The sequence below is a fragment of the Pseudomonas mosselii genome (assembly GCF_019823065.1).
GTDB classification, from domain to species: Bacteria; Pseudomonadota; Gammaproteobacteria; order Pseudomonadales; family Pseudomonadaceae; genus Aquipseudomonas; species Aquipseudomonas mosselii.
Map to the genome: position 1 here is coordinate 5,832,198 of NZ_CP081966.1, position 24,744 is coordinate 5,856,941.

General features: G+C 65.2%; 22 protein-coding genes. 10 read left to right on the top strand and 12 right to left on the bottom strand.

Annotated features, from left to right (window positions below; all coding sequences use genetic code 11):
• Window positions 1–13: 13 nt before the first annotated feature.
• Window positions 14–304, bottom strand: a complete 291-nt coding sequence (locus tag K5H97_RS27210) for a DUF3077 domain-containing protein (protein ID WP_028689051.1) — start codon at window positions 302–304, stop codon at window positions 14–16.
• A 637-nt stretch (window positions 305–941) separates the two neighbouring features.
• Between K5H97_RS27210 and K5H97_RS27215 the strand changes: the two genes are divergently transcribed.
• The 9 genes from K5H97_RS27215 to K5H97_RS27255 all read left to right on the top strand — a co-directional run bounded on the left by K5H97_RS27215 (window position 942) and on the right by K5H97_RS27255 (window position 10,986).
• The gene (locus K5H97_RS27215) at window positions 942–2,624 is read left to right on the top strand and encodes a flavin monoamine oxidase family protein (protein WP_028689052.1); all 1,683 of its coding nucleotides are present in this window, start codon (window positions 942–944) and stop codon (window positions 2,622–2,624) included.
• A 16-nt stretch (window positions 2,625–2,640) separates the two neighbouring features.
• Entirely contained in the window at window positions 2,641–3,423 is a 783-nt protein-coding gene (locus tag K5H97_RS27220) for a carbon-nitrogen hydrolase family protein (protein WP_028689053.1), read from the top strand.
• Window positions 3,424–3,475: 52 nt separating this feature from the next.
• Entirely contained in the window at window positions 3,476–5,791 is a 2,316-nt protein-coding gene (pqqF, locus tag K5H97_RS27225) for a pyrroloquinoline quinone biosynthesis protein PqqF (RefSeq protein ID WP_028689054.1), read from the top strand.
• 171 nt (window positions 5,792–5,962) lie between these two features.
• The gene (gene pqqA / locus K5H97_RS27230) at window positions 5,963–6,034 is read left to right on the top strand and encodes a pyrroloquinoline quinone precursor peptide PqqA (protein ID WP_003243383.1); all 72 of its coding nucleotides are present in this window, start codon (window positions 5,963–5,965) and stop codon (window positions 6,032–6,034) included.
• A gap of 91 nt (window positions 6,035–6,125) precedes the next feature.
• Window positions 6,126–7,037, top strand: a complete 912-nt coding sequence (pqqB, locus tag K5H97_RS27235; protein WP_028689055.1) for a pyrroloquinoline quinone biosynthesis protein PqqB — start codon at window positions 6,126–6,128, stop codon at window positions 7,035–7,037.
• Between the two features lie 27 nt (window positions 7,038–7,064).
• The gene (gene pqqC, locus K5H97_RS27240; RefSeq protein WP_211258408.1) at window positions 7,065–7,802 is read left to right on the top strand and encodes a pyrroloquinoline-quinone synthase PqqC; all 738 of its coding nucleotides are present in this window, start codon (window positions 7,065–7,067) and stop codon (window positions 7,800–7,802) included.
• Window positions 7,799–8,074: a pyrroloquinoline quinone biosynthesis peptide chaperone PqqD gene (pqqD, locus tag K5H97_RS27245; protein ID WP_028689057.1), complete on the top strand. Its 276-nt coding sequence runs from the start codon at window positions 7,799–7,801 to the stop codon at window positions 8,072–8,074. Before pqqC ends, pqqD begins: the two co-directional genes overlap by 4 nt.
• On the top strand, window positions 8,046–9,194 hold the full coding sequence (gene pqqE, locus K5H97_RS27250; RefSeq protein WP_028689058.1) for a pyrroloquinoline quinone biosynthesis protein PqqE: 1,149 nt from the start codon (window positions 8,046–8,048) through the stop codon (window positions 9,192–9,194). Before pqqD ends, pqqE begins: the two co-directional genes overlap by 29 nt.
• Window positions 9,175–10,986: a S9 family peptidase gene (locus tag K5H97_RS27255; RefSeq protein WP_028689059.1), complete on the top strand. Its 1,812-nt coding sequence runs from the start codon at window positions 9,175–9,177 to the stop codon at window positions 10,984–10,986. Before pqqE ends, K5H97_RS27255 begins: the two co-directional genes overlap by 20 nt.
• 66 nt (window positions 10,987–11,052) lie before the next feature.
• Here K5H97_RS27255 and K5H97_RS27260 read toward each other — a convergent pair whose 3' ends face one another.
• Complete coding sequence (locus K5H97_RS27260; protein ID WP_009681539.1) at window positions 11,053–11,211, bottom strand: YqaE/Pmp3 family membrane protein; 159 nt, start codon at window positions 11,209–11,211, stop codon at window positions 11,053–11,055.
• 157 nt (window positions 11,212–11,368) lie between these two features.
• Window positions 11,369–12,646 carry an aspartate aminotransferase family protein gene (locus K5H97_RS27265; RefSeq protein ID WP_028689060.1) on the bottom strand — a complete coding sequence of 426 codons (1,278 nt, stop codon included), beginning with the start codon at window positions 12,644–12,646 and terminating at the stop codon, window positions 11,369–11,371.
• A gap of 208 nt (window positions 12,647–12,854) precedes the next feature.
• On the opposite strand from K5H97_RS27265, the gene K5H97_RS27270 reads away from it, so the two are divergent.
• Entirely contained in the window at window positions 12,855–13,778 is a 924-nt protein-coding gene (locus K5H97_RS27270; protein ID WP_028689061.1) for a LysR family transcriptional regulator, read from the top strand.
• 385 nt (window positions 13,779–14,163) lie between these two features.
• Here K5H97_RS27270 and K5H97_RS27275 read toward each other — a convergent pair whose 3' ends face one another.
• The 9 genes from K5H97_RS27275 to bioB all read right to left on the bottom strand — a co-directional run bounded on the left by K5H97_RS27275 (window position 14,164) and on the right by bioB (window position 24,658).
• On the bottom strand, window positions 14,164–15,942 hold the full coding sequence (locus tag K5H97_RS27275; RefSeq protein ID WP_028689062.1) for an acyl-CoA dehydrogenase C-terminal domain-containing protein: 1,779 nt from the start codon (window positions 15,940–15,942) through the stop codon (window positions 14,164–14,166).
• Between the two features lie 135 nt (window positions 15,943–16,077).
• Entirely contained in the window at window positions 16,078–17,361 is a 1,284-nt protein-coding gene (locus K5H97_RS27280) for a GGDEF domain-containing protein (protein WP_028689063.1), read from the bottom strand.
• Between the two features lie 378 nt (window positions 17,362–17,739).
• Entirely contained in the window at window positions 17,740–19,545 is a 1,806-nt protein-coding gene (locus K5H97_RS27285) for a phenylacyl-CoA dehydrogenase (RefSeq protein WP_028689064.1), read from the bottom strand.
• A gap of 250 nt (window positions 19,546–19,795) precedes the next feature.
• Window positions 19,796–20,092, bottom strand: coding sequence for a hypothetical protein (locus K5H97_RS27290; protein WP_028689065.1), 297 nt, complete (start codon window positions 20,090–20,092; stop codon window positions 19,796–19,798).
• Window positions 20,093–20,201: 109 nt separating this feature from the next.
• Window positions 20,202–20,882 carry a dethiobiotin synthase gene (gene bioD / locus K5H97_RS27295; RefSeq protein ID WP_028689066.1) on the bottom strand — a complete coding sequence of 227 codons (681 nt, stop codon included), beginning with the start codon at window positions 20,880–20,882 and terminating at the stop codon, window positions 20,202–20,204.
• A 1-nt stretch (window position 20,883) separates the two neighbouring features.
• Entirely contained in the window at window positions 20,884–21,708 is an 825-nt protein-coding gene (gene bioC, locus K5H97_RS27300; protein ID WP_028689067.1) for a malonyl-ACP O-methyltransferase BioC, read from the bottom strand.
• The gene (locus tag K5H97_RS27305; RefSeq protein WP_028689068.1) at window positions 21,701–22,432 is read right to left on the bottom strand and encodes an alpha/beta fold hydrolase; all 732 of its coding nucleotides are present in this window, start codon (window positions 22,430–22,432) and stop codon (window positions 21,701–21,703) included. The genes bioC and K5H97_RS27305 overlap by 8 nt, the downstream gene beginning before the upstream one ends.
• Entirely contained in the window at window positions 22,425–23,597 is a 1,173-nt protein-coding gene (gene bioF, locus K5H97_RS27310) for an 8-amino-7-oxononanoate synthase (RefSeq protein WP_028689069.1), read from the bottom strand. Before bioF ends, K5H97_RS27305 begins: the two co-directional genes overlap by 8 nt.
• A gap of 2 nt (window positions 23,598–23,599) precedes the next feature.
• On the bottom strand, window positions 23,600–24,658 hold the full coding sequence (gene bioB / locus K5H97_RS27315) for a biotin synthase BioB (protein WP_028689070.1): 1,059 nt from the start codon (window positions 24,656–24,658) through the stop codon (window positions 23,600–23,602).
• Window positions 24,659–24,744: the final 86 nt, after the last annotated feature.

A 24,744-nucleotide genomic window follows, 5' to 3' on the forward strand; every position in this document is an offset into this window, starting at 1 on the left:
ACGGCCCCAACCATCAAGCCTCCATCGCGTCGAGCAGCCCTTCCAACAGCGCGCGCACCGTTTCCGCCGAATGCAGGATCGACCAGATCATCGCCCGCCCCGCCTCGGGGGCATGGTGCTGGGCGTAGTCGTCGGCGATTTCCTGGATGGCCCGGGCCAGCATGCTGGCATGGACCAGGGCGTCGGCGGCATCGACGCCGGGGCGCACGGTGAAGATGGGGGGATGACTGGACTGGCAGGAGCAGAAGGACTGCTCGGTGGTCGGGTTCAGGGCGAGGGGTGGGTCGGGGACGATCTTTTTCATAGCGCAGTATCCAAGTTGAGCCAGGGATTACTGCCATCTGCATCCTTCTCACGGGAATTGGGTGGCAGCCGTACGCGGGGTGAGAATCCGGCCAACTTGGAAACCGGCCAGGCAAAAGCCTGCCCGCGCAAGGCTGCCATAACGCATGCCTCGGCGCTCAAGTTGGAAGAGGGTTCTCACGCCCGATCACCGAATAGGCGGTGACCGGCTGAAGTTAACCGCCAAGGGTTCTCCCAAACTGCCAGACCGAGGCTACATGGCTCGTAGGATACTTCCTGTTATTACTTGTCTCTGTAGGACCAAGCTGATTCTCGTCAGAAAGACGCGGTCGCTATAGGGGGCGCGCAGGAAACAAAGTTGCAAGCATCACCGGCTGGGGAGCGGGCTTGCCCCGCGATGCGGTGTATGGCACCGGCTTCGCCGGTGATCGCGGGTCAAGCCCGCCCCCACAAAGAGAGCAGCTGATACCGGGTTAAAATCGTCATTTTCTGCAAAAAATAGAACACTATGACGAAACAAATCACATAACGACGCCAATCTGCACCTTAATAACGAACACCCCACTTCATAAAATGGCCACCAGGCATTCTCTATACTCAGGCTCCGCCCCCTGCGCAGCCCCTGGCAAGGTCATTACATGAACAAGAAAAACCGCCACCCCGCCGACGGCAAGAAACCCATCACCATCTTCGGCCCCGACTTCCCGTTCGCCTTCGACGACTGGCTGGAGCACCCGGCCGGCCTGGGCAGCATCCCCAAGGAGCGCCATGGCGAAGAGGTGGCGATCGTCGGTGGTGGCATCGCCGGGCTGGTGGCGGCCTACGAGCTGATGAAGCTGGGCCTCAAGCCCGTGGTGTACGAGGCCTCCAAGCTGGGTGGCCGGCTGCGCTCGCAGGCGTTCAACGGCACCGACGGCATCGTCGCCGAACTGGGCGGCATGCGCTTCCCGGTGTCGTCCACCGCGTTCTACCACTACGTCGACAAGCTTGGCCTTGAGACCAGGCCCTTCCCCAACCCGCTGACCCCGGCTTCGGGCAGCACGGTGATCGACCTGGAAGGCCAGACCTACTACGCCGAAAAATCCGCCGACCTGCCGCAGCTGTTCCACGAAGTGGCCGACGCCTGGGCCGACGCCCTGGAGAGCGGCGCGCAGTTCGGCGATATCCAGCAGGCCATCCGCGACCGCGACGTGCCGCGCCTCAAGGACCTTTGGAACAAGCTGGTGCCGCTGTGGGACGACCGCACCTTCTATGACTTCGTCGCCACCTCGCGCTCGTTCGCCAAGCTGAGCTTCCAGCACCGCGAGGTGTTCGGCCAGGTCGGCTTCGGCACCGGCGGCTGGGACTCGGACTTCCCCAACTCGATGCTGGAAATCTTCCGCGTGGTGATGACCAACTGCGACGATCACCAGCACCTGGTGGTCGGCGGCGTCGAGCAGGTGCCGCAGGGCATCTGGCGCCATGTGCCGGAACGTTGCGCCCACTGGCCGGCCGGCACCAGCCTCAGCGGCCTGCACGGCGGCGCGCCACGCACCGGGGTCAAGCGCATCGCCCGGGCCAGCGACGGGCGCCTGGCGGTCACCGACAACTACGGCGACGTGCGCCACTACGCGGCGGTGCTCACCACCTGCCAGAGCTGGCTGCTGACCACCCAGATCGACTGCGAGGAGTCGCTGTTCTCGCAAAAGATGTGGATGGCCCTGGACCGCACCCGCTATATGCAGTCGTCGAAGACCTTCGTCATGGTCGACCGGCCGTTCTGGAAGGACAAGGACCCGGAAACTGGCCGCGACCTGATGAGCATGACCCTCACCGACCGCCTGACCCGTGGTACCTACCTGTTCGACAACGGCGACGACAAGCCTGGGGTGATCTGCCTGTCATACGCGTGGATGAGCGACGCCCTGAAGATGCTGCCGCACCCGACCGAAAAGCGCGTGCAGCTGGCCCTCGACGCGCTGAAGAAGATCTACCCCAAGACCGATATCGCCGGGCATATCATCGGCGACCCGATCACCATCTCGTGGGAGGCCGACCCGCACTTCCTCGGCGCCTTCAAGGGCGCGCTGCCGGGCCACTACCGCTACAACCAGCGCATGTACGCGCACTTCATGCAGCAGGATATGCCCGCCGAACAGCGCGGCATCTTCATCGCCGGTGACGACGTGTCGTGGACCCCGGCCTGGGTGGAAGGCGCTGTGCAGACTTCGCTCAATGCCGTGTGGGGTATCATGAACCACTTCGGTGGCCAGACCCACCCGGACAACCCCGGCCCGGGCGATGTGTTCCACGAGATCGGCCCGATCGCCCTGGCCGACTGAGCGAAGGAGTAGCGCCATGCGCATCGCCCTGTTCCAGGGCACGCCCAAGCCGTTGGACGTGCCCGGCAATCTCGAGCGCCTGCAGCACCAGGCCCAGCAGGCTGCCGCCCAAGGTGCGCAGTTGCTGGTGTGCCCGGAAATGTTCCTCAGCGGCTACAACATCGGCCTGGACCAGGTGGAACGCCTGGCCGAGGCCGAGGACGGCCCCTCGGCCATGAGTGTCGTCGAGATCGCCCAGGCGCACCGGATCGCCATCGTCTACGGCTATCCGGAACGGGCCGAGGACGGGTCGATCCACAACAGCGTGCAACTGATCGACGTCCATGGCCGCAGCCTGTGCAACTACCGCAAGACCCACCTGTTCGGCGAGCTGGACCGCTCGATGTTCAGCCCGGGCGACGATCACTTTCCGGTGGTCGAGCTGGACGGCTGGAAGGTCGGGCTGCTGATCTGCTACGACATCGAATTCCCGGAGAACGCCCGACGCCTGGCGCTGAACGGCGCCGAGCTGATCCTGGTGCCGACGGCGAACATGGCGCCTTACGACTTCGTCTGCCAGGTGACCGTGCGCTCGCGGGCGCAGGAGAACCAGTGTTATCTGGTATACGCCAACTACTGCGGCAGCGAAGGCGAGATCCAATACTGCGGGCAGAGCAGCATCGTCGGGCCGGATGGTGATGTGCTGGCGATGGCCGGGGACGAAGAGGGGCTGTTGCTGGCGGATCTGCAACGCGAGCGGGTATTGAGAGGTCGGGAGGCGTTTCCCTACCTGGCGGACCTGCGTCGGGATCTGCATTAACAGCGACAGGGCCAGAACAGACAACCTCGGCATTGCACGCTAGCATGGCGTCATGTCCGACGCCATTCGCCACCTCACCCTCGCCAACGGCCTGCACCTGACCCTGCGCCACGCGCCACGCCTCAAGCGTGCGGCGACGGCGTTGCGGGTGCATGCCGGCAGCCATGACGCACCCGCGCGCTGGCCGGGCCTGGCGCACTTTCTCGAACACCTGTTCTTCCTCGGCAACAGGCGTTTTCCGCTGGACGACGGCCTGATGCGCTACGTCCAGGGCCTGGGTGGCCAAGTCAACGCCAGTACCCGCGAACGCACCACCGACTTCTTCTTCGACGTGCCCCCCACAGCGTTGGCCGGTGGGCTGGAGCGTCTGTGCCAGATGCTCGCCGAGCCGGACTTCGCCATCGAACGCCAGCGCCGCGAGCGCGAGGTGATCCATGCCGAGTTCATCGCCTGGTCGCGCAACCCCGAGGCCCAGCGTCAGTTCGCCTTGTTGCAGTCGGTGTCGGCGCGCCATCCGCTCACCGGCTTCCACGCCGGCAACCGGTACAGCCTGCCGCTGGAAAGCCAGGCCTTCCAGCAAGGGCTGAGGCAGTTCCACCACGACTTCTACCAGGGCGGGCAACTCACCCTGAGCTTGGCCGGCCCGCAGCCGCTGGATGAGCTGGCGCACCTGGGCAGGCAGTTCGGTGGTCTGTTCGCCAAGGGCGAAAGCGTCGCCCGGCAACGGCCACCCGCCTTGCTCGACGCGCCATTGCACCCACCAGGCGCATGGGGCAAGCGCCACGACCTGCTGTTCGCCCATGATGGACTGCCGGATGGCGCAGAGCAGGCGCTCGAGCTGCTGCTGGCCCAGCTCACCGACAGCAGACCCGGCGGTTGGCTGGATGCCTTGCGCCAGCGCGGCTGGCTGCTGGGCTGCAAGGCGCAACAACTCCACGCCCATGCCGGGCAGTTGCTCTGGCATGTCCAGCTGGAACTGTCGGACCAGGCCTGCCTGACCGAGACTCGGGAGCTGCTGCACGGCTGGCTGGGTTTTCTGCGCCAACTGGACCACAAGCCGCTAAACGACCGCTTCGCCCGCCTGCAGCAACGCCACGAACAGGCCGCCAGCGCAATGGAACTGGCACAGCGCGACAGTGCCGGCCGGCCTTTCGCAGGGCTGGGGACACAAGGCGTGGAAGCCTTTGCTGCACTGCTGTGGGACCTGCCTTCCTCGAATGCCGGAGACTGGCAATTGCCTCCAGATGAAGTGCTGCTGGCAACCGAACTTCCCATGATCGATACGCCGTTGCCAGCAGGACTTGGTCTCGGTGACTGCCTGCCGCCCTCTCGTCAGTTTGCGAGCCTCAACCTGCGTTGGCACATTCCTTCGCCGCTGCGTCAGCGCATGCAGGTCGTTCTGCAACATAGTCTGCAACCCCTGCGCGAGCGTGCCGACCAGGCAGCGTTGCGACTGGGCTTCGAGGCCATTGGCGATTACTGGCAGTTGCGCCTCGCGGGGTACCCGCTGGCCGTGATCAATGCCACGCACGAGGCCCTGACCTTGCTGCGCACGCCAGCCCAGGAGCATTGGTACTCGCCAGCGGCAGCCGAAGCACCGCTGATACCGATCCGTGCGCTGCTGAAGGCACTGCCGGACGCTTTACTGATGGGTGAAGAGCAACCGCAGCCGGCTTGCACCCTGGACCAGCCGCGGCTCGACGCACTCTGGCAGCAAGCCCGCTGGCAGGGTTTGGCGCAAGGGTTCGCCCCCGCCCAACAGGGCGCCTTGGGCACGGCACTGCAAGGCCTCATGGGACAACCGATCGCCCCCTCGCCAGCGTGCCCGATCCTCGGACGCCACTGGCGGCAGATCCCGACTTCGGGCAGCGAGCCCGCGCTGTTGCTGTTCTTCCCGCTGCCGGCTGATCTGCAGGCCGCCGGTCGACTGCTCGCCCACGTGCTGCAAGGCCCGGTCTATCAGCGTCTGCGCGTCGAGCTGCAGCTGGGTTACGCCGTGTTCAGCGCCTTTCGTCAGATCGAAGGCTACGGCGGGCTGCTGTTCGGCGTGCAATCGCCGCACGCCAGCCACGCACAGATCCTGGGCCATCTGCTGGACCTGCTGCGCGAGGGCGTCGCGCTGGCCCCAGCGGCGCGAGCGCAGCTGGCCGATCAGTTCGACGAGACAGCGATGACCAACGCCGATGTCACGCAATGGGCCTGGCAGGCACATATCGCGACACACAATGCCGACCTGTCGCGCATGCGAAGGTCTATCCTCAATGTCGAACAAGGCCAGCTGGATGCGTTGCTCCAGCAGTTGCTCGATGCCAGGCACGGTTGGTTGTGCCTGGCCAATGCCAGTGCCCCGGACGCCGAATGGCTATGAAAAAACGGTGAGATTGTTACCGCAAATGCAATGGCGCTTTTCGAAGAATTAACCTTTCGGTACAAATTTTTCTTGTAAGATAGCGCAATCTCGGCCAATGGAACCTCTCTCTGCGGGGAGTACCCAATAATGAGCCGACCACCCCAAACCCCATCCGGAAGGAGCAAGCCCATGTGGACCAAACCTGCATACACTGACCTGCGTATCGGCTTCGAAGTGACCATGTACTTCGCCAACCGTTAAACGGCTGCGCAGTTAGACGCCCCGGCCCGCCGGGGCGTTTGTGTTTTTCCGATATGGCTTTCGGGTTAACCTTTCCGGCTAGAGAGTACCCATGTACATCCAGATCCTCGGTTCCGCCGCCGGTGGCGGGTTCCCCCAGTGGAACTGCAACTGCGTCAATTGCAAGGGCTACCGTGACGGTACCCTGCGCGCCACCGCGCGCACCCAGTCGTCCATCGCCCTGTCCGACGACGGCGAGCACTGGATCCTGTGCAATGCCTCGCCGGACATCCGCGCCCAGCTCCAGGCGTTCGCGCCGATGCAGCCGGCCCGCGCCCTGCGCGACACCGGTATCGACGCCATCGTCCTGCTCGACAGCCAGATCGACCACACCACCGGCCTGCTCAGCCTGCGCGAGGGCTGCCCGCACCAGGTGTGGTGCACCGACATGGTCCACCAGGACCTGACCACCGGTTTTCCGCTGTTCAACATGCTCAGCCACTGGAACGGCGGCCTGGTGTGGAACCGCATCGAGCTCGAAGGCAGCTTCGTCATCGACGCCTGCCCGAACCTGCGCTTCACCCCCTTCCCGCTGCGCAGCGCCGCGCCGCCTTATTCCCCGCACCGTTTCGATCCGCACCCGGGCGACAACCTCGGGCTGCTGGTGGAAGACACCCGCACCGGCGGCAAGCTGTTCTACGCACCGGGCCTGGGCCAGGTCGACGCCAAGTTGCTGGAGATGATGCACGGCGCCGACTGCCTGCTAGTCGACGGCACCCTGTGGGAGGATGATGAAATGCAGCGCCGCGGCGTCGGCACCCGCACCGGCCGCGAGATGGGCCACCTGGCGCAGAACGGCGCAGGCGGCATGCTTGAGGTGCTGGATGGCTTCCCGCGCCAGCGCAAGGTGCTTATCCACATCAACAACACCAACCCGATCCTCGACGAAGACTCGCCGGAACGCGCCGAAGTGCAGCGCCGGGGCGTGGAAGTCGCCTTCGATGGCATGAACATCGAGTTGTAAGGAGGCCCTGTGAGCGACGCAACGCCGATGTCCCCTGGCGAGTTCGAGCAGGCCCTGCGCGCCAAGGGCGCCTACTACCACATCCATCACCCCTACCATGTGGCGATGTATGAAGGCCGCGCCACCCGCGAGCAGATCCAGGGCTGGGTGGCCAACCGCTTCTACTACCAGGTCAACATCCCGATGAAGGATGCCGCGATCCTGGCCAACTGCCCGGACCGCGAAGTGCGCCGCGAGTGGATCCAGCGCCTGCTCGACCACGATGGCGCGCCCGGCGAGGACGGCGGCATCGAAGCCTGGCTGCGCCTCGGCCAGGCCGTGGGCCTGGATCCCGACCAACTGCGCAGCCAGGAGCTGGTGCTGCCCGGCGTGCGCTTCGCGGTCGACGCCTACGTCAACTTCGCCCGCCGCGCCAGCTGGCAGGAAGCCGCCAGCAGCTCGCTGACCGAACTGTTCGCCCCGCAGATCCACCAGTCGCGCCTGGACAGCTGGCCGCAGCACTATCCGTGGATCGACCCGACCGGCTACCAGTACTTCCGCACCCGCCTGGGCCAGGCCCGGCGCGATGTGGAGCACGGCCTGGCGATCACCCTGCAGCACTACACCACCCGCGAGGGGCAGGAACGCATGCTCGAGATCCTGCAGTTCAAGCTGGATATCCTGTGGAGCATGCTCGACGCCATGAGCATGGCCTATGAACTGAACCGCCCGCCGTATCACAGCGTCACAAGTGAGCGGGTCTGGCACAAGGGGATCGCCCTATGAGTTTCGACCGTCAACAGGTGCCCGCCTGGCGCCCCGGCTACCGTTTCCAGTACGAGCCGGCGCAGAAGGGCCATGTGCTGCTGTACCCCGAGGGGATGATCAAGCTCAACGACAGCGCCGGGCTGATCGGCGGGCTCATTGATGGCCAGCGCAGTGTCGCTTTGATCATCGCCGAACTCGAGCGGCAGTTCCCCGGTGTGCCCGAAGTCGCCGACGACATCGAGCAATTCATGGAGGTGGCCCGTGCCGAACACTGGATCACCCTCGCCTGAGGTGCCGGTAGGCCTGCCGCTGTGGTTGCTGGCCGAGCTCACCTACCGCTGTCCGCTGCAGTGCCCGTACTGCTCCAACCCGCTGGACTTCGCCGAGCAGGGCAAGGAGCTGAGCACCGAGCAGTGGTTCAAGGTGATGGCCGAAGCCCGCGAGATGGGCGCCGCGCAAATCGGCTTCTCCGGTGGCGAGCCGCTGGTGCGCCAGGACCTCACCGAGCTGATCGGCGAAGCCCGTCGCCTGGGCTACTACACCAACCTGATCACCTCCGGCATCGGCCTGACCGAGCAGAAGATCGCCGCGTTCAAGCAGGCCGGGCTGGACCATATCCAGATCAGCTTCCAGGCCAGCGACGAGCAGGTGAACAACCTGCTGGCCGGCTCCAAGAAAGCCTTCGCGCAAAAGCTGGAGATGGCCCGGGCAGTGAAGGCCCATGGCTATCCGATGGTGCTCAACTTCGTCACCCACCGGCACAATATCGACAAGATCGACCGCATCATTGAGCTGTGCCTGGCCCTGGAGGCCGACTTCGTCGAACTGGCTACCTGCCAGTTCTACGGCTGGGCGCACCTCAACCGCCTGGGCCTGCTGCCGACCCGCGCCCAGCTGGAGCGGGCCGAGCGCATCACCAACGAGTACCGGGACAAGCTCAAGGCCGAAGGCAAGCCGTGCAAGCTGATCTTCGTCACCCCGGACTACTACGAAGAGCGCCCCAAGGCCTGCATGAACGGCTGGGGCAGCCTGTTCCTGACCATCACGCCGGATGGCACCGCGCTGCCGTGCCATGGCGCACGCCAGCTACCGGTGCAGTTCCCCAATGTGCGCGACCACGACCTGCGGCATATCTGGTACGACTCGTTCGGTTTCAACCGTTTCCGCGGCTATGACTGGATGCCCGAACCGTGCCGCTCGTGTGACGAGAAGGAGAAGGACTTCGGTGGCTGCCGTTGCCAGGCCTTCATGCTCACCGGCGATGCCAGCAAGGCGGACCCGGTGTGCGGCAAGTCGCCGGACCATGGCATCATCCTCAAGGCCCGCGAGGAGGCCGAACACGCAACGCTGGAGATCGAACAGATGACCTTCCGCAACGAGCGCAATTCCCATGTCATCGCCCGTGGCTGAGTTCAGCGCCGCCCAGGCGGTGGCCGCTGGCACCGATTTCGCCGAGCTCAAGGTCGGCGCGCAAGGGGTGTTCTGGAACGAGTTCCGCCCCGCCGATGGCGCCTGCCGGGTCTGGCACTGGCGCGATCAGCAGGCCCGCTGCCTGACCCCGGACGGGTTCAGTGTGCGCAGCCGGGTCTATGAGTACGGTGGCGGCAGCTTCTGCCTGGGCGACGACGGGCTGGTGTTCGTCAACGAAAAGGACCAGCAGGTCTACCTGCAGGCCCTGGATGGCAGCCCACCGCGCCCGCTCACCCACGCCGACGACTGCCGCTATGGCGACGTGCAGTGGCAGGCCGGTCAGGTGCTGGCCGTCGAAGAGCAGCATGGCGAACAGGTTGTGCATCGCCTGGTGGGTCTCTCGACGCAGCATCGGCAAATCCTGGCCGAAGGGGCCGACTTCTACGCCTCACCCACGCTGAGCCCCGACGGCTGCCGACTGGCCTGGATCGAATGGAACCGACCTGCCCAACCTTGGACCGTCACCCGCCTGATGTGCCGGGAACGCGAACCTTCTGGCGCCTGGGGCCCGGCATGCTGCATCGCCGGGCAGGACGAATCGCTGCAACAGCCGCGCTTCGATGGGCAAGGCCGCCTGTACTGCCTGTCCGACCGCGACGGTTTCTGGCAGCCCTGGGGCGAACTCGACGGACACTGGCAACGCCTGCCCGCCGCGCCCGCCGATCATGCCGCCGCCCCCTGGCAACTGGGCGCCAGCACCTGGCTGGCCCTTGGCCCGTCCAGCTACCTGGCCAGCTGGTTCGAGGACGGTTTCGGCCAACTGGGGCTGCGCCGCGCCGATGGCGAGGTGGAGCGTTATGCCAGTGCGTACACGCGTTTCCGTGGCCTGGCGCTGGATGACGGACAGCTCTATGCCGTAGCCGCTTCGCCGATCAGCCCACCGGCGGTAATCGCCATCGACCGGCGCAGCCATGAAGTCCAAGTGCTGGCAGGTGGCGCCGAGGTGCTGCCCGCCGAGGACATCAGTCTTCCACAACCGATTCGTTACGCCAGTGGCGAAGGCACCGCCCACGGATTCTTCTACCCCGCCATGCAAGGCACGGGCGGGCCATCGCCGCTGGTAGTGTTCATTCACGGCGGTCCGACTTCGGCCTGCTACCCGGTGCTCGACCCGCGCATCCAGTACTGGACCCAGCGCGGCTTTGCCGTCGCCGACCTCAACTACCGGGGCAGCAGCGGCTATGGTCGCACCTACCGCCAGGCACTGCACCTGAACTGGGGAGCGAGTGATGTGGAAGATGCCTGCGCGGCAGTCGCCCACCTTGCCGGCCAGGGCCTGATCGACCCTGACCAAGCCTTCATTCGTGGCGGTAGCGCCGGCGGTTACACCACCCTGTGCGCCTTGGCCTTCCGGGACGTCTTCCGCGGCGGCGCCAGCCTGTACGGCGTCAGCGACCCCGAAGCGCTGGGGCGGGCCACCCACAAATTCGAAGGCGACTACCTGGACTGGCTGATCGGCGACCCCCGGCGCGATGCCGAGCGTTATCGCCAGCGCACGCCGCTGCTGCACGCCGGGCGGATCAAGGTACCGGTGATCTTCTTCCAGGGTGAGCTGGACGCGGTAGTGGTGCCGGAGCAGACCCGCAGCATGCTTGAGGCGCTCAAGGCCAATGGTATCGAGGCAGAGGGGCATTTTTACGCGGGCGAGCGGCATGGCTTGCGCCAGGCGGCGAACCTGGCGCATGCGCTCGAGGAAGAGTGGAGGTTCTACTGCCGGTTGCTTGGCCGGTAGGGCAAACGTCGTTCCAGGCTTCAACCGGAACGGCGTGGGAGCGGGCTTGCAGAGCGGTCTTTGATCTCAGCGCTTGGCGATGATGTACACCGCATGCACGATCCCGGGGATATAGCCCAGCAAGGTCAGCAGGATATTCAGCCAGAACGCCCCGCCGAACCCCACCTGGAGGAACACGCCCAGCGGCGGCAGGATGATGGCGATGATGATGCGGATGAAGTCCATGTGCTGCGCTCCTTGAGGGTGTATCAACACAGACTAGCCGTGCCTCGCAGAGGTTCCACCAAGCAAAAAAAACGCCCCGGGCCATGTATTTCAGGCCAGGGGCGATGCGCAGGAACGCCAGACGGTTCGTTGAAATTCTGTATGCCGGAGCAATCGGTCAGGCCGGCACTTCGCGGCGGTTGTGCTGCTGGGCATGCAGGCGGGCGAACGCCCGGGCCAGGCGCAGGAGCATCTCGTCGATATTGCCCTTGCTCACGGTCAGCGCCGGCGAGAACCGCACCACGTCGGCCTGCGGCGCATTGAGCAGCAAGCCCTCCTGCAGCGCGGCCTCGACCAGCTGCGCCGCGCTGTCTTCACGCAGTTGCAGACCCCACAGCAGCCCCTGGCCACGCACTTCGCCCTGGCCGTAGCGACCCGCCAGGCGGCTCAGGCCATCGCGCAGGTGCCGGCCACTGTCCAACACCTGCTCGAAGAAGCCCGCCTCCAGCACGGTCTGCAACACGGCCAGCCCTGCAGCGCTCATCAGCGCGTTGCCATGGTGGCTGCCCTCCAGCTCGCCCGGTTCGGCGCAGCAGGCACGGCCACGAGCCAGTAGCGCCGCCAGCGGCACGCCACCGCCCAGGCCCTTGCCGAGAGTGATGATGTCGGCCCGCACTCCGTAGGATTCTTCTGCCAATAGGGTGCCGCAGCGTCCTACACCGGTCTGCACTTCATCGAGAATCAGCAGAATGCCAAGCTCACGGCATAGGCGCTCGACACCCTGGAGGTAATCACGGGTGGCCGGGATCACGCCGGCTTCGCCCTGGATCGGCTCGAGCATGATCGCCACGGTGCGCGAGTCGACCGCCGCGTGCAGCGCCGCCAAGTCGTTGAACGGCACTTTGCTGAAGCCCGGCAAGCCGGGCTCGCAGCGGTTGCACGGCAGCGGATCGGAAGCCGACAACGCCCCAAGGGTGCGCCCATGGCAACCCTGGCTGGCGGTGATGATGTGATAGGCGCCGTTGCGGTGTAGCTGGCCCCACTTGCGCGCCAGCTTGATCGCGCCCTCGCAGGCTTCGGCACCGCTGTTGAGCAGGTAGGCCTGGTCACTGCCAGTGCGCTGGCATAGTAGCTCGACCAGGCTCAGCAGACCGCGGCTGTGATAGCCCGCACCGGGGTTGATCAGCGCCTGGGCCTGGTTGCCCAGCGCCTTGACCAGCACGCTCGGGCTGTGCCCCAGGCTGTTGACCGCGCAACCCTGGGTGAAGTCCAGGTAGGCGTGCCCCTCGCTGTCCCACAACCAGGAACCCTGGCCACGCACGAACACCTGCGGCGCACGCTCGGTGCTGGGCATCAGCCGCTCGCGGGAGAGCTGCGCGCCGGCCGGCTCGATCACCGGAGCACGCTTGGGCTCGGCGACGGCGGGCGCCGAGCGGCGCAGGTTGAACAGGTTCATCGGGGCTCCGGCCAATCACGGGTGGGCGGTCAAGGTTCCGGTCTGGCGCCGGAATCGGATATTTTGCCTTGCCTATCAAAAGTGTTTTTCATTCGGGGTAACAATCGCCTTGAAGACCGCTGTAACCCGTTGGAATACGGCGATAGACTAGGCTTACGGCCAATTTGCGGCCATTTCGTTTTTCCAGCTTTTTCGATAAGTATCACTTATGGATTTCCGACAACTGCGTTACTTCGTCGCGGTCTACGAAGAGGGCCATGTGGGCCGCGCCGCCGAACGTCTGTCACTGTCGCAGCCAGCACTGTCGCAGCAGATCCGCCAGCTGGAACATAGCCTCGACCTGAGCCTGTTCGAACGCAGCAACAAGCGCCTGCTGCCCACGCTGGCCGCCCACACCCTGTACAACCACGCCGTGCCCCTGCTCGACGGTCTGCAACGGGCCCACGAAGCCATGGGCAACTTCAAGGGCCAGTCGCTGCGCACCCTGGCCATCGGCGTGCTGCAGACCGTGCGGCCAAGCCTGGTGCCTCAGTTGCTGGAAAGGGTGCGCAAGGCCCAGCCGCATCTGGTGGTGCAGATCTATGAACTGTCAGGGTCGGAGATCGAGCGGCGCCTGCTCAATGGCAGCCTGGACATCGGCATCAGCTACCTGCCGCCGCGCCAGCCGGGGCTGCATGGTTTGCTGCTGTACGAGGATGAGCTTCAGCTGGTGATCCCCAGGACCCACCCGCTGAAAGACTTCAAGAAGGTCTCTATCCGCCAGGCGGCGGAGCTGCCGATGCTGATGCTCGGCGAGGAGTTCCAGATCCGCCAGATCTGGAAGGCGCAGCTGGCCAGTCAGGGTCGCAGGCCCCAGGTGCAGGCCGAGATGAACAACATGGCGGGGATCCTCGACAGCCTGGCGCACACGGCGCTGGCGACCATCCTGCCGGGCCGAGCCAAGGATGCCGCGCAGGACGACCAGGAACTGCTGTGGAAGCCCCTGAGCGAGCCGCGGGTGCCGCTCAAGGTCGGCCTGGTGTTCCGCGATGCCCAGCGCCAGCAGGCTTCGGTGGAGCTGCTGCGGACCTTGCTGGAAGAGGAAGCCGACCAACGTCAGCTGGGTGCCTCGCCACTGGATGTGCTCGGCTGAAAAATACGCGCACAAAGAAAACCCCGCCTAAGCGGGGTTTTCCAGACTGTTTCCCTTCGACATCCCTATCAACCCGCCGTCCTGGCAGGAAATCCTTCGTGTCCCTGTTCTATCTTTTCGCGCTTCCTGCGCTACTTCCGTGTAAGGCGTCCTGCTCTGTCCATTGCGCGTCCTGCGCTACGTCCATGTAAGAAAGAGTAACCGTGGATCCAATCTTAGGAAAGAGGCGAAACGTCACTACGTCGTGTAAGCCAAAGCTTACAAAAGCAGTCCTTGCACAAACACACCACCCTGACAAAGCAAAAGGCCGCCCCTGCAGAAGGATTGCATCCCCCTGCAAGAGCAGCCTTGAGCCGCAACGGACTGCTATGCAGCCCAGCAATGGTTAGAACTGCGCGGCGTCCAGCAGATAGAGCGACTCGCTCCCCGCCTTCACCGATGCCACCAGCGAGTGAACCCGTGGCAGCAGGCGTGCGAAGTAGAACCGCGCCGTGCCCAACTTGGCACCGTAGAAGTCGGCATCCCCGTCACCGGCCTTGGCCGCCCGCGCCATCAATGCCCACATGTAGGCGTAGGCGACGTAGCCGAACGCGTGCAGGTACTCGACCGAGGCCGCGCCGATTTCGTTGGGGTTGCCCTTGGCCTGGTCCAGCACCCAGGCAGTCAGCTCATCGAGCTGATCAAGGGATGCCGCCAGCGGCTTGGTGAATTCACCCAGCTCGCCGCCGGCGGTGGCGATGAACTGGCGGATCTCGTCGGCGAACAGCGTGTAGTAGGCGCCGCCGCTGGCCACCACCTTGCGGCCGACCAGGTCCAGCGCCTGGATACCGTTGGTGCCTTCGTAGATCTGGGTGATGCGCACATCGCGCACCAGTTGCTCCTGGCCCCATTCGCGGATGTAGCCATGGCCGCCGAAGACCTGCTGGCCATGCACGGTGCACTCCAGGCCCAGGTCGGTGAGGAAGGCCTTGGCCACCGGGGTCAGCAGCGCCACCAGCTCCTCGCTGCGCTTGCGGACCGCGGCGTCTTCACTGTACTTGGCGCTGTCGAGCTGCATCGCCACATAGGTGGAGAACGCGCGACCGCCTTCGGTCAGCGCCTTCATGGTCAGCAGCATGCGGCGCACGTCCGGGTGGACGATGATCGGGTCGGCCACCTTGTCCTTGGCCTGTGGCCCGGTCGGAGCACGGCTCTGCAGACGGTCGCGGGCGTACTCCACGGCGTTCTGGTAGGAGCGCTCGGCCGAAGCCAGGCCCTGGATACCGACCCCCAGGCGCTCGTAGTTCATCATGGTGAACATGGCCGCCAGGCCCTTGTTCGGCTCACCGACGATGTAGCCGACCGCCTCGTCGAAGTTCATCACGCAGGTGGCCGAGCCCTGGATGCCCATCTTGTGCTCGATCGAGCCGCAAGTGGCCGGGTTGCGCGCGCCGAGGCTGCCATCCTCATTGAGCAGGAACTTGGGCACCAGGAACAGCGAGATGCCCTTCGGACCTGCCGGGGCGTCCGGCAGCTTGGCCAGCACCAGGTGGATGATGTTCTCGGTGAGGTCGTGCTCGCCGCCGGTGATGAAGATCTTCGTGCCGCTGATCTTGTAGCTGCCGTCGGCCTGAGGCTCGGCCTTGGTGCGGATGATGCCCAGGTCGGTACCGGCGTGGGGCTCGGTGAGGCACATGGAACCGGCCCAGACGCCGGCGTACATGTTCGGCAGGTACTTTTCCTTGAGCGCTTCACTGGCGTGGGCGTTGATCGACAGGCAGGCGCCGGCGGTCAGCATCGGGTAAAGGCCGAAGGCCAGGCTCGAGGCGTTGACCATCTCCTCGACCTGCGCCGAGACGACCTTGGGCATGCCCATGCCACCGAAGAGCGGATCTCCGCCAACGCCGACCCAACCCCCTTCGGCATAAGTCTGGTAGGCCTCGATGAAGCCCGCCGGGGTACGCACCGAACCGTTGTCCCAGTGGCAACCCTCTTCGTCGGCGGCGCGGCTCAGCGGCGCGATTGTCTTGCCGGTGACCTTGCCGGCCTCCTCCAGCACGGCCATGGCCGTGTCCGCATCGACCGCCTCGGCCAGGCCGGGCAGTTGCGACCAGAGCGTGGCCACGTCGAAGACTTCATTGAGGACGAAGCGCATATCGCGCAGGGGCGCTTTATATTCAGCCATGACAACCTCTCGCTATCGGGGTCGGGGCGGCCCGTCGGGGCCGCGGCACTGGGATGACCGCAGTGTAACCGAACAACTTTTACGAGACATAGGGTCATCATGCGACCGAATAGTCTTACATAGTCACACAACAACTCACGCCATGCGCACGGCGCCGCGCCTCGATTGCTGGCCGAAGGTCATGACGCAGTTACGCCCCGCGCCCTTGGCGCTGTACAACGCCTGGTCGGCAGACTTGAGCACTTCGTCGGGATTGCGGTGCTCGACCTGGCGTTCGGCGACGCCGATGCTGATGGTCACCGACACCGTGGTGTTGGCCCCTGCGCCACGGCGCTGGCGCCCGGTGGAATCATCCTGCGGCCGGCTGTTCTGGTCGCGCAGCTGGATGGCGTAGTTGGCGATCATCTCGCGCACCGCCTCCAGGTGCGGCAGGCACTCTTCGGCGGTCTTGCCGGCGAACACCAGGGCGAACTCCTCGCCGCCGTAACGGTAGGCGCGCCCGCCGCCGGTCACCTTGGAAAGGCGGCTGGCGACCAGGCGCAATACCTGGTCACCGACGTCGTGGCCGTGGGTGTCGTTGAATTTCTTGAAGTGGTCGACGTCGGTCATGGCGATCACATAGTTGCGCCCCAGGCGCTGCATGCGCTCGTTGAGGGCCCGCCGCCCGGGCAGGCCGGTCAGCTCGTCGCGGAAGGCCATCTGGTAGGCCTCGTGGGACACCGCAGCGGCGATCATCAGCATCACCTGGCTGCACATGATGTTCAGGGTGAACGGCAGAATGAAGGTCTTGGGCAGCATCCAGAAGATGCCGATCAGGCCGATGATCTGCGCGGCATGCAACGGCCTTGGCTCGCGCAGGTACTGCACCACCAGCAGGATGAACACCGCCAGGAACAAGGGGTAGGCCAGCTGGATCAGGCTCATCCACTGGCCATGCAGCGCGGGCCAGCGGATCTCGGCCAACCAGCCCAGCAGCGCCTCGGGAAAACTCTGCTCCAGCGCCACCGCCACGCTGCTCACGGCGAACAGCACGGCGAAGCGCGCCAGCAGGTCCTGGGCCAGGTGGGTGCGCTCCTGCCACGCCCCGTACAGGCCGAACAGCGCCGGCAGCAGCAGGCACACCAGGTGGAAGATCACCGCCGCGTCCTCGCGGACCCGGCCGTTGTCGCGGTAGAAATCGGTCTGGGTATCGAGCAGGAAATAGGCGATATACACCGTGACCATCAGGAACAGCTCGCGCTGGCGGCGGTACACGGCGCAGTAGGCGCCACCCAGCAACAGCACCAAGGTGGGTAGAACGTTGAACAGCGATGTGAAGAAGACGCTGAGGTCCCTTACATAGGCTGCCGCAAGCCCTGCCAGCAACAGAATCAGCGAAGGCAGGAAGTGGCTCGCGCGTACAGCGGATAGACGAAACAAGGGTAATCTCCGACCCGGCAGATCAATAATGGCATTGTGCCCCTACTTCATCGGCAGTGCACATAAATAGATGAATACAGATGCCCGCTTTAACGGCAGATCAGGGGCCAAGCTTGAGACTTTCTCGTTACGGGATGCGACACCCGGTAGGATTTTTCCTGTTTACGCGTTCCCTGTGGGAGCGGCCTTGCGTCGCGAAAGGGCTGCAAAGCAGCCCCGGCGATCTTTGCATCAACGCTGGAATCCTGGGGCTGCTCTGCAGCCCTTTCGCGACGCAAGGCCGCTCCCACAGACGACCGCGTAAGTCGCAGCTGAAATCCAGGCGAAAAAAAACCGCCTGCCGGTAAGGGCAGGCGGTTTTTCGTACAACCAACTGGCTTAGATGGACAGACCGAAGTCTTCTTCCTTCATCGCCATCAGGTTGTCGGCGCCGGAGAGAATCGCCGCGACGTGGCTGCGGGTACGCGGCAGGATGCGCTGGAAGTAGAAGCGCGCAGTCTGCAGCTTGGCGGTGTAGAACGCCTCTTCGCTGGTGCCGGCCGCCAGTTTCTCGGCAGCCAGGCGGGCGATGTCGGCCCAGAAGTAGGCCAGGCACGCGTAGCCGGAATACATCAGGTAGTCCACCGAAGCGGCACCCACTTCCTCGCGGTCCTTCATCGCGGCCATGCCGATCTTCATGGTCAGCTCGCCCCACTCCTTGTTGATCGCAGCCAGCGGCTCGACGAACTCCTTGGTGGCTGCATTGCCTTCCTGACCCTGGCAGAACTTGTGGACGATCTTGGTGAAGCCCTTGAGTGCCTCGCCCTGGGTCATCAGCACTTTACGGCCGAGCAGGTCGAGGGCCTGGATGCCGGTGGTGCCTTCGTACAGCATGGAGATACGGCTATCGCGCACGTTCTGCTCCATGCCCCACTCGGCGATGAAGCCGTGGCCGCCGTAGATCTGTACGCCGTGGTTGGCGGCCTCGAAGCCAACTTCGGTCATGAATGCCTTGGCAATCGGGGTCAGGAAGGCCAGCAGGGCGTCGGCCTTCTTGCGCTCCTCCTCGTCCTGGCTGTACTTGACGATGTCCACCTGCTTGGCGGTGAAGTACACCATCGCGCGGTTGCCTTCGGCAAAGGCCTTCATGGTCAGCAGCATGCGACGCACGTCCGGGTGGACGATGATCGGGTCAGCGGCCTTGTCCGGCGCTTTCGGGCCGGTCAGCGAGCGCATCTGCAGGCGGTCACGGGCGTACTTCAGGCCACCCTGGAACGCCACCTCGGCGTGGGCCAGGCCTTGCAGCGCGGTACCCAGGCGAGCGGTGTTCATGAAGGTGAACATGCAGTTCAGGCCTTTGTTGGCCGGGCCGATCAGGTAGCCGGTGGCGCCGTCGAAGTTCATCACGCAGGTGGCGTTGCCGTGGATGCCCATCTTGTGCTCGAGGGAGCCGCAGCTCACGCCGTTGCGCTCGCCCGCACCGCCTTCGGCGTTGGGCAGGAACTTCGGCACGATGAACAGCGAGATGCCCTTGGTGCCAGCCGGGGCGTCGGGCAGGCGGGCCAGGACGATGTGGACGATGTTGTCGGCCATGTCGTGCTCACCGGCCGAGATGAAGATCTTGGTGCCGGAAACCTTGTAACTGCCGTCGGCCTGAGGTTCGGCCTTGGTGCGCAGCATCCCCAGGTCGGTGCCGCAGTGCGGCTCGGTCAGGCACATGGTGCCGGTCCACTCGCCGGACACCAGCTTGGTCAGGTAGGTGTGCTGCTGCTCGGGGGTGCCGTGGGCGGAGATGGTGTTCATCGCGCCATGGGACAGGCCCGGGTACATGCCCCACGACCAGTTCGACTCACCGACCATTTCGCTCAGGGCCAAGCCCAGCGACTCGGGCAGGCCCTGGCCGCCGTGCTCGACATCGTGGGCCAGGCTCGGCCAGCCGCCCTCGACGAACTGCTGGTAGGCTTCCTTGAAGCCGGTCGGGGTCTTCACGCCCGACTCGCTCCAGGTGCAGCCCTCGAGGTCGCCGACGCGGTTCAGCGGGGCCAGCACCTCTTCACAGAACTTCGCGCCTTCCTCCAGGATCGCGTCGACCATGTCAGGCGTGGCGTCCTGGCAGCCCGGCAGGCTCTGATAGTGCGCCTCATAGCCGAGCAGCTCGTCGCGGACGAAGCGGATATCACGCAAGGGGGCTTTGTAATCAGGCATTGCGATGAACCTCTGTGATGAGTTCGGTGGGGAGACCGCGGATACCGACCAGCTCTTGGCGGCTTTCGGTCAAACAGTTGTTTGAAACTTACGTTTAGGTGGCCTCGCTGTCAAGGTGGGCTAGCGACGGCATTTGTGCCGCCGAATATGCCATTTACGCCAACCGCCCTCAAACGCATCGCGGGGCAAGCCCGCTCCCACGGATGGAAGCGGGCTTGCCCCGCGATGTAAGCAAAAGTAATTCAGCGGGTCAGACGTAGGTGTCGATGAACCGACCGAGCATTTCATCGGAAGCCTTGGCGACTTTGGCACCGAGTTCGACTTCGTGCTTGCCCAAGGCCAGTTGCACGGTGCTGGTGGCCAGATCCAACTGCTGGCTGCGGTCGACACCGCGCAGGCGCTCGGCCTGGTATTCGGTGGACTGCCCGCTGGCGCCACGCTCGACAGCGCCGCTGGCGATCTGCTGGGCAGCCTGGTCAACACGGTTCTGGCCGTTCTGGATGGCACCCAGGCCCGCGTAGAAGGCGGAGCTCGCATTGATTTCCATGTCAGGACTCCATGACGCTGGATGAGGAACAGGCCTTATTAAAGCAGCACAGCGGGAAAAAGGCCCGTTTAAATCCCTAATAGCCTAGTGCCAGCTAATAGGCAAAGGCCTAATCCAGCAGGTCCAGCTGCAAATGCGCAGCCACCGCGTCCGCACCAGCCTGCTTCAACCAGGGCACCCGCCCCAGGCAGGGCGCGGGCAGGCGCTCGGCCAGGCTGGATAGGTTTTCTTCCAGGCGCGATGTTCGCGGATCGACGATGTTCGCCACCCATCCCGCCAGTTGCAGGCCGTCCCGGGCAATGGCCTCGGCACTGAGCAAGGCGTGATTGATGCACCCAAGTCGTACCCCCACCACCAGGATCACCGGCAGCTTCAGGGCGATGGCCAGATCCGACAGGTTGGCATGGTCGGACAGCGGCACGCGCCAGCCACCGGCGCCTTCGATCAAGGTGAAATCGGCGTGCTGCGCCAGTACCTGCTGCATGGCATCGCGCAACGCCGGCACGCTCAGCGCCACTCCGGCCTCGCGGGCTGCCACATGCGGAGCGATGGCCGGTTCGAAGGCGAAGGGATTGACCGCTTCATAGGGCAGTTTGACCGAACTTTCGTCGATCAGCGCCAGGGCGTCGCTGTTACGCAGCCCCTTGGCCGTCACCACGCACCCGGACGCCACCGGCTTGGCCGCCAGGGTGCTCAATCCCAGTTGCCGCGCCGCATGCAGCAAACCTGCGGCGATGGTGGTCTTGCCGACATCGGTGTCGGTGCCAGCAATGAAATAGGCCTGGCTCATGTCACTGCTCTCCGTCCGACGGCTTGTGTAAGACGCCGTAGACCACTTGGTAGGTGGCCGGCAGGCCTTGCACCTGGCGGTACTGTTCGTAGGCCTGCAACAGGCCCTGCATCCGCGCCCGACCGGTGAGCCCCGACGGACGCCCTGGGTTGAGGTTGTGCGCACCCAGCGCCTTGAGCTCATGGGTCAGGCTGCGCACATCGGGATAATGCAGCACGTGGGGACGCCGCTCCAGGTCGATCAGCTCCAGTCCGCTGTCACCGCACAGACGCTGGTAATCCTCGAAACGCCGGAAGCGATTGACGTGCACCATGCCATCCACGGCCTGCCAGCTGGCGCGCAATTCATCCAGCGTGCCCACGCACAGGCTGCTGAAGGCCAGCACGCCGCCGGGGCGCAGCACCCGCCGCGCCTCGCCCAGCACGCTGGCGAACTGACCGCACCACTGCACCGCCAGGCTGCTGAACAAAAGGTCAACGCAACCATCGCGCAACGGCAGGTGCTCGGCGTCCCCCGCCACATGATGCCGGGCGCCGCCCTGCTCGCGGGCATGGCGCAGCATGCCTTCGGCGATATCCACCGCCACGCCACTCGATTGCGCGAAGCGCTCGGCCAGCACCCGGCTGAAGTGGCCGGTGCCGCTGCCCATGTCCAGCCAGCGCGCAGGCGCAAGGTTGCTGGGCAGCTTTTCCAGCAGTGCCATGCCCACCGCGCGCTGCAAGGCCGCGACGCTGTCGTAGCTGGCCGCGGCGCGGGAAAACGAAGCCGCCACCTGACGCTTGTCCGGCAGGGTGCCGGGCAGGGGGGGCTGGGAAAGGTCAGTCATCACCACTCTCATGCAGGAAACTCTTGATGCCCGCCGCCAGCTCCTGGGGATACTCCAGCAGGAAAGCGTGGGAACTGTCTTCGACCAGGCCGACTTCCACGTCGGGCAGCAGGTCGCTCAGGGCCTTGGCCGCTTCCACCGGCACCAGCGCGTCACTGCCAGCGAACAGGTGCAGCTGCGGGCCGCCGTATTGCTCCAGGGCGGTGCGGGTATCGAGGCTGGCCAGCACTTCCAGGCCGGTTGCCAGGTACAGCGGATCGGTGTCGGGCACGCCCACGCCCAGCTGCCGCAGCAGGGTGCGCGGTTGCTGCGCGCCCTCGCTGCACAGGGTGCGGAAGCGCTTGAGGGTGACATGGGTATGGCTGCGGCAGCCGTCGAGGAAGGTGCCGAAAGTGTCGGCGGGCATGCCGTGCGGCCAGTCCGGCCGGGCCACGAAGCTGGGGTTGCTGGCCAGGGTGAGCAAGCCGCAGCAGTGGTCGCCCCGTTTGTGCGCCAGGGCGCTGGCGAGCATGCCACCTAGCGACCAGCCGCCCAACCAGACGTCGGTCGGCAGCCTGCGGTCCAGATGGTCGACCCAGGCCTGGACATCGCTGTGAGCCAGTTCCGGCAGCGCCATCAACTCGACCTGCAGGCGTGGATCCTGGGCGCGCAGGCTGGCGGCCAGCGGCTCCAGTGAAGCGGTGCCCAGGCCCCAGCCGGGCAGGAGGATCAGTCGGTTACGCATCGGCGGACTCCAGTTGTGGATAACACTCGGCCAATGCATTCAACAATAGCTGCACCTGCGCCTCACCGTGGGCGGCGCTCAGGGTCACCCGCAGGCGGGCACTGCCGGCGGGCACGGTGGGCGGGCGAATCGCCGTGACCAGCAACCCGCGCTCGCGCAGCAGGTGGGACAATGCCAGCGCCCTCCCCGCATCGCCGATCAGGATCGGCTGGATTGCGGTGTGGCTGTCCATCAGGGTCAGGCCGATCTGCTCGGCACCCGTGCGGAACTGCCGGATCAGCGCCGCCAGGTGCTCGCGCCGCCAGTGTTCGCGGCGTAGCAAGTCCAGGGCCTTGAGCGTGGCGCAGGCCAGCGCCGGTGGCTGGCTGGTGGTGTAGATGTAGGGCCGGGCGAACTGCACCAGCGCCTCGATCAGTTCCTCGCTGCCGGCGACAAAAGCACCGGAGGTACCACAGGCCTTACCCAGCGTGCCGATCAACACCGGCACGTCCTCGACGCCGAGGCCGCAATGCTCGACCAGGCCACCACCCTTGGCGCCAAGGGTCCCCAGGCCATGGGCATCGTCGACCATCAACCAGGCACCACGCTCGCGGGCCACCTTGGCCAGGGCCTGCAGGTCGGCGCAATCGCCGTCCATGCTGAACACACCGTCGGTGACCACCAGGGTATTGCCGGTCGCTTTGTCCAGGCGGCTGGCCAGGCTGGCCGGGTCGTTGTGTAGATAGCGGCTGAAGCGGGCGCCGCTGAGCAGCCCGCCGTCGAGCAGGGAGGCGTGGTTGAGGCGGTCCTGCAGCACCGTGTCGCCCTGCCCGACCAGCGCGGTGATCGCGCCGAGGTTGGCCATGTAGCCGGTGGAGAACAGCAGCGCACGCGGCCGGCCCGTCAGTTCGGCCAGCGCCTCCTCCACCTCATGGTGCGGGGTGCTGTGGCCGATCACCAGGTGCGAGGCACCGCCGCCGACCCCCCAGCGATCGGCGCCGTCGCGCCAGGCCTTGATCACCTCGGGGTGATTGGCCAGGCCCAGGTAGTCGTTACTGCAGAAGGCCAGCAGCGGCTGGCCGTCGACCACCACCTGCGGCCCCTGCGGGCTTTCAAGAAGTGGTCGCTGGCGGTACAGGTCGGCGGCACGCCGTTCGGCCAGCCGCGCGGCAAGATCGAAGGCCATGCTCAGGCCGAGGCTGCGTCGTAGAACAACTCGCTGCTGCGCTGCTCGACCAGCGCCTGCTCGATGGCGGCCTGGTGCACTTCGTCGGCGTGCTCTTCACGAGCTTCCGGCTGGATACCGAGGCGGGCGAACAGCTGCATGTCCTTGTCGGCCTGCGGGTTGCCGGTGGTCAGCAGTTTCTCGCCGTAGAAGATCGAGTTGGCGCCGGCCATGAACGCCAGGGCCTGCATCTGCTCGTTCATCTGCTCGCGACCGGCCGACAGGCGCACATGGGACTTGGGCATGAGGATCCGGGCCACAGCCAGCATGCGGATGAAATCGAACGGATCGACGTCCTCTTCATCGGCCAGCGGCGTGCCGGCGACCTTGACCAGCATGTTGATTGGCACCGACTCCGGGTGCTCGGGCAGGTTGGCCAGCTGGATCAAGAGGCCTGCGCGGTCGTCCAGCGACTCGCCCATGCCGAGGATGCCGCCGGAGCAGATCTTCATGCCGGCATCGCGCACGTAGGCCAGAGTCTGCAGGCGCTCGCTGTAGGTGCGGGTGGTGATGATGCTGGCGTAGAACTCCGGCGAGGTATCGAGATTGTGGTTGTAGTAGTCAAGGCCCGCCTGGGCCAGGGCCTGGGTCTGCTCCTGGTCGAGCTTGCCGAGGGTCATGCAGGTTTCCAGGCCCATGGCCTTGACCCCTTTGACCATCTCCAGCACGTAGGGCATGTCCTTGGCCGACGGGTGCTTCCACGCCGCGCCCATGCAGAAGCGGGTCGAGCCGATGGCCTTGGCCCGGGCGGCCTCCTCCAGCACTTTCTGCACTTCCATCAGCTTCTGTTTTTCCAGCCCGGTGTTGTAGTGACCGGACTGCGGACAATATTTGCAATCTTCCGGGCAGGCGCCGGTCTTGATCGACAGCAGCGTGGAAACCTGCACGCGATTGGGGTCGAAGTGCGCGCGGTGGACGGTCTGGGCCTGGAACAGCAGGTCGTTGAACGGCTGCAGGAACAGGGCCTTGACCTCGGCCAGGGACCAGTCGTGACGTGTGGTTGCAATTGCGCTGGCGCTCATTGGCGTTTCCTTATCTATGGTCTGACTGACGCCGGGACAGGAAAACCCTCCAGCGCATCACGGATAGCTCGCATAGTCACGGAAGG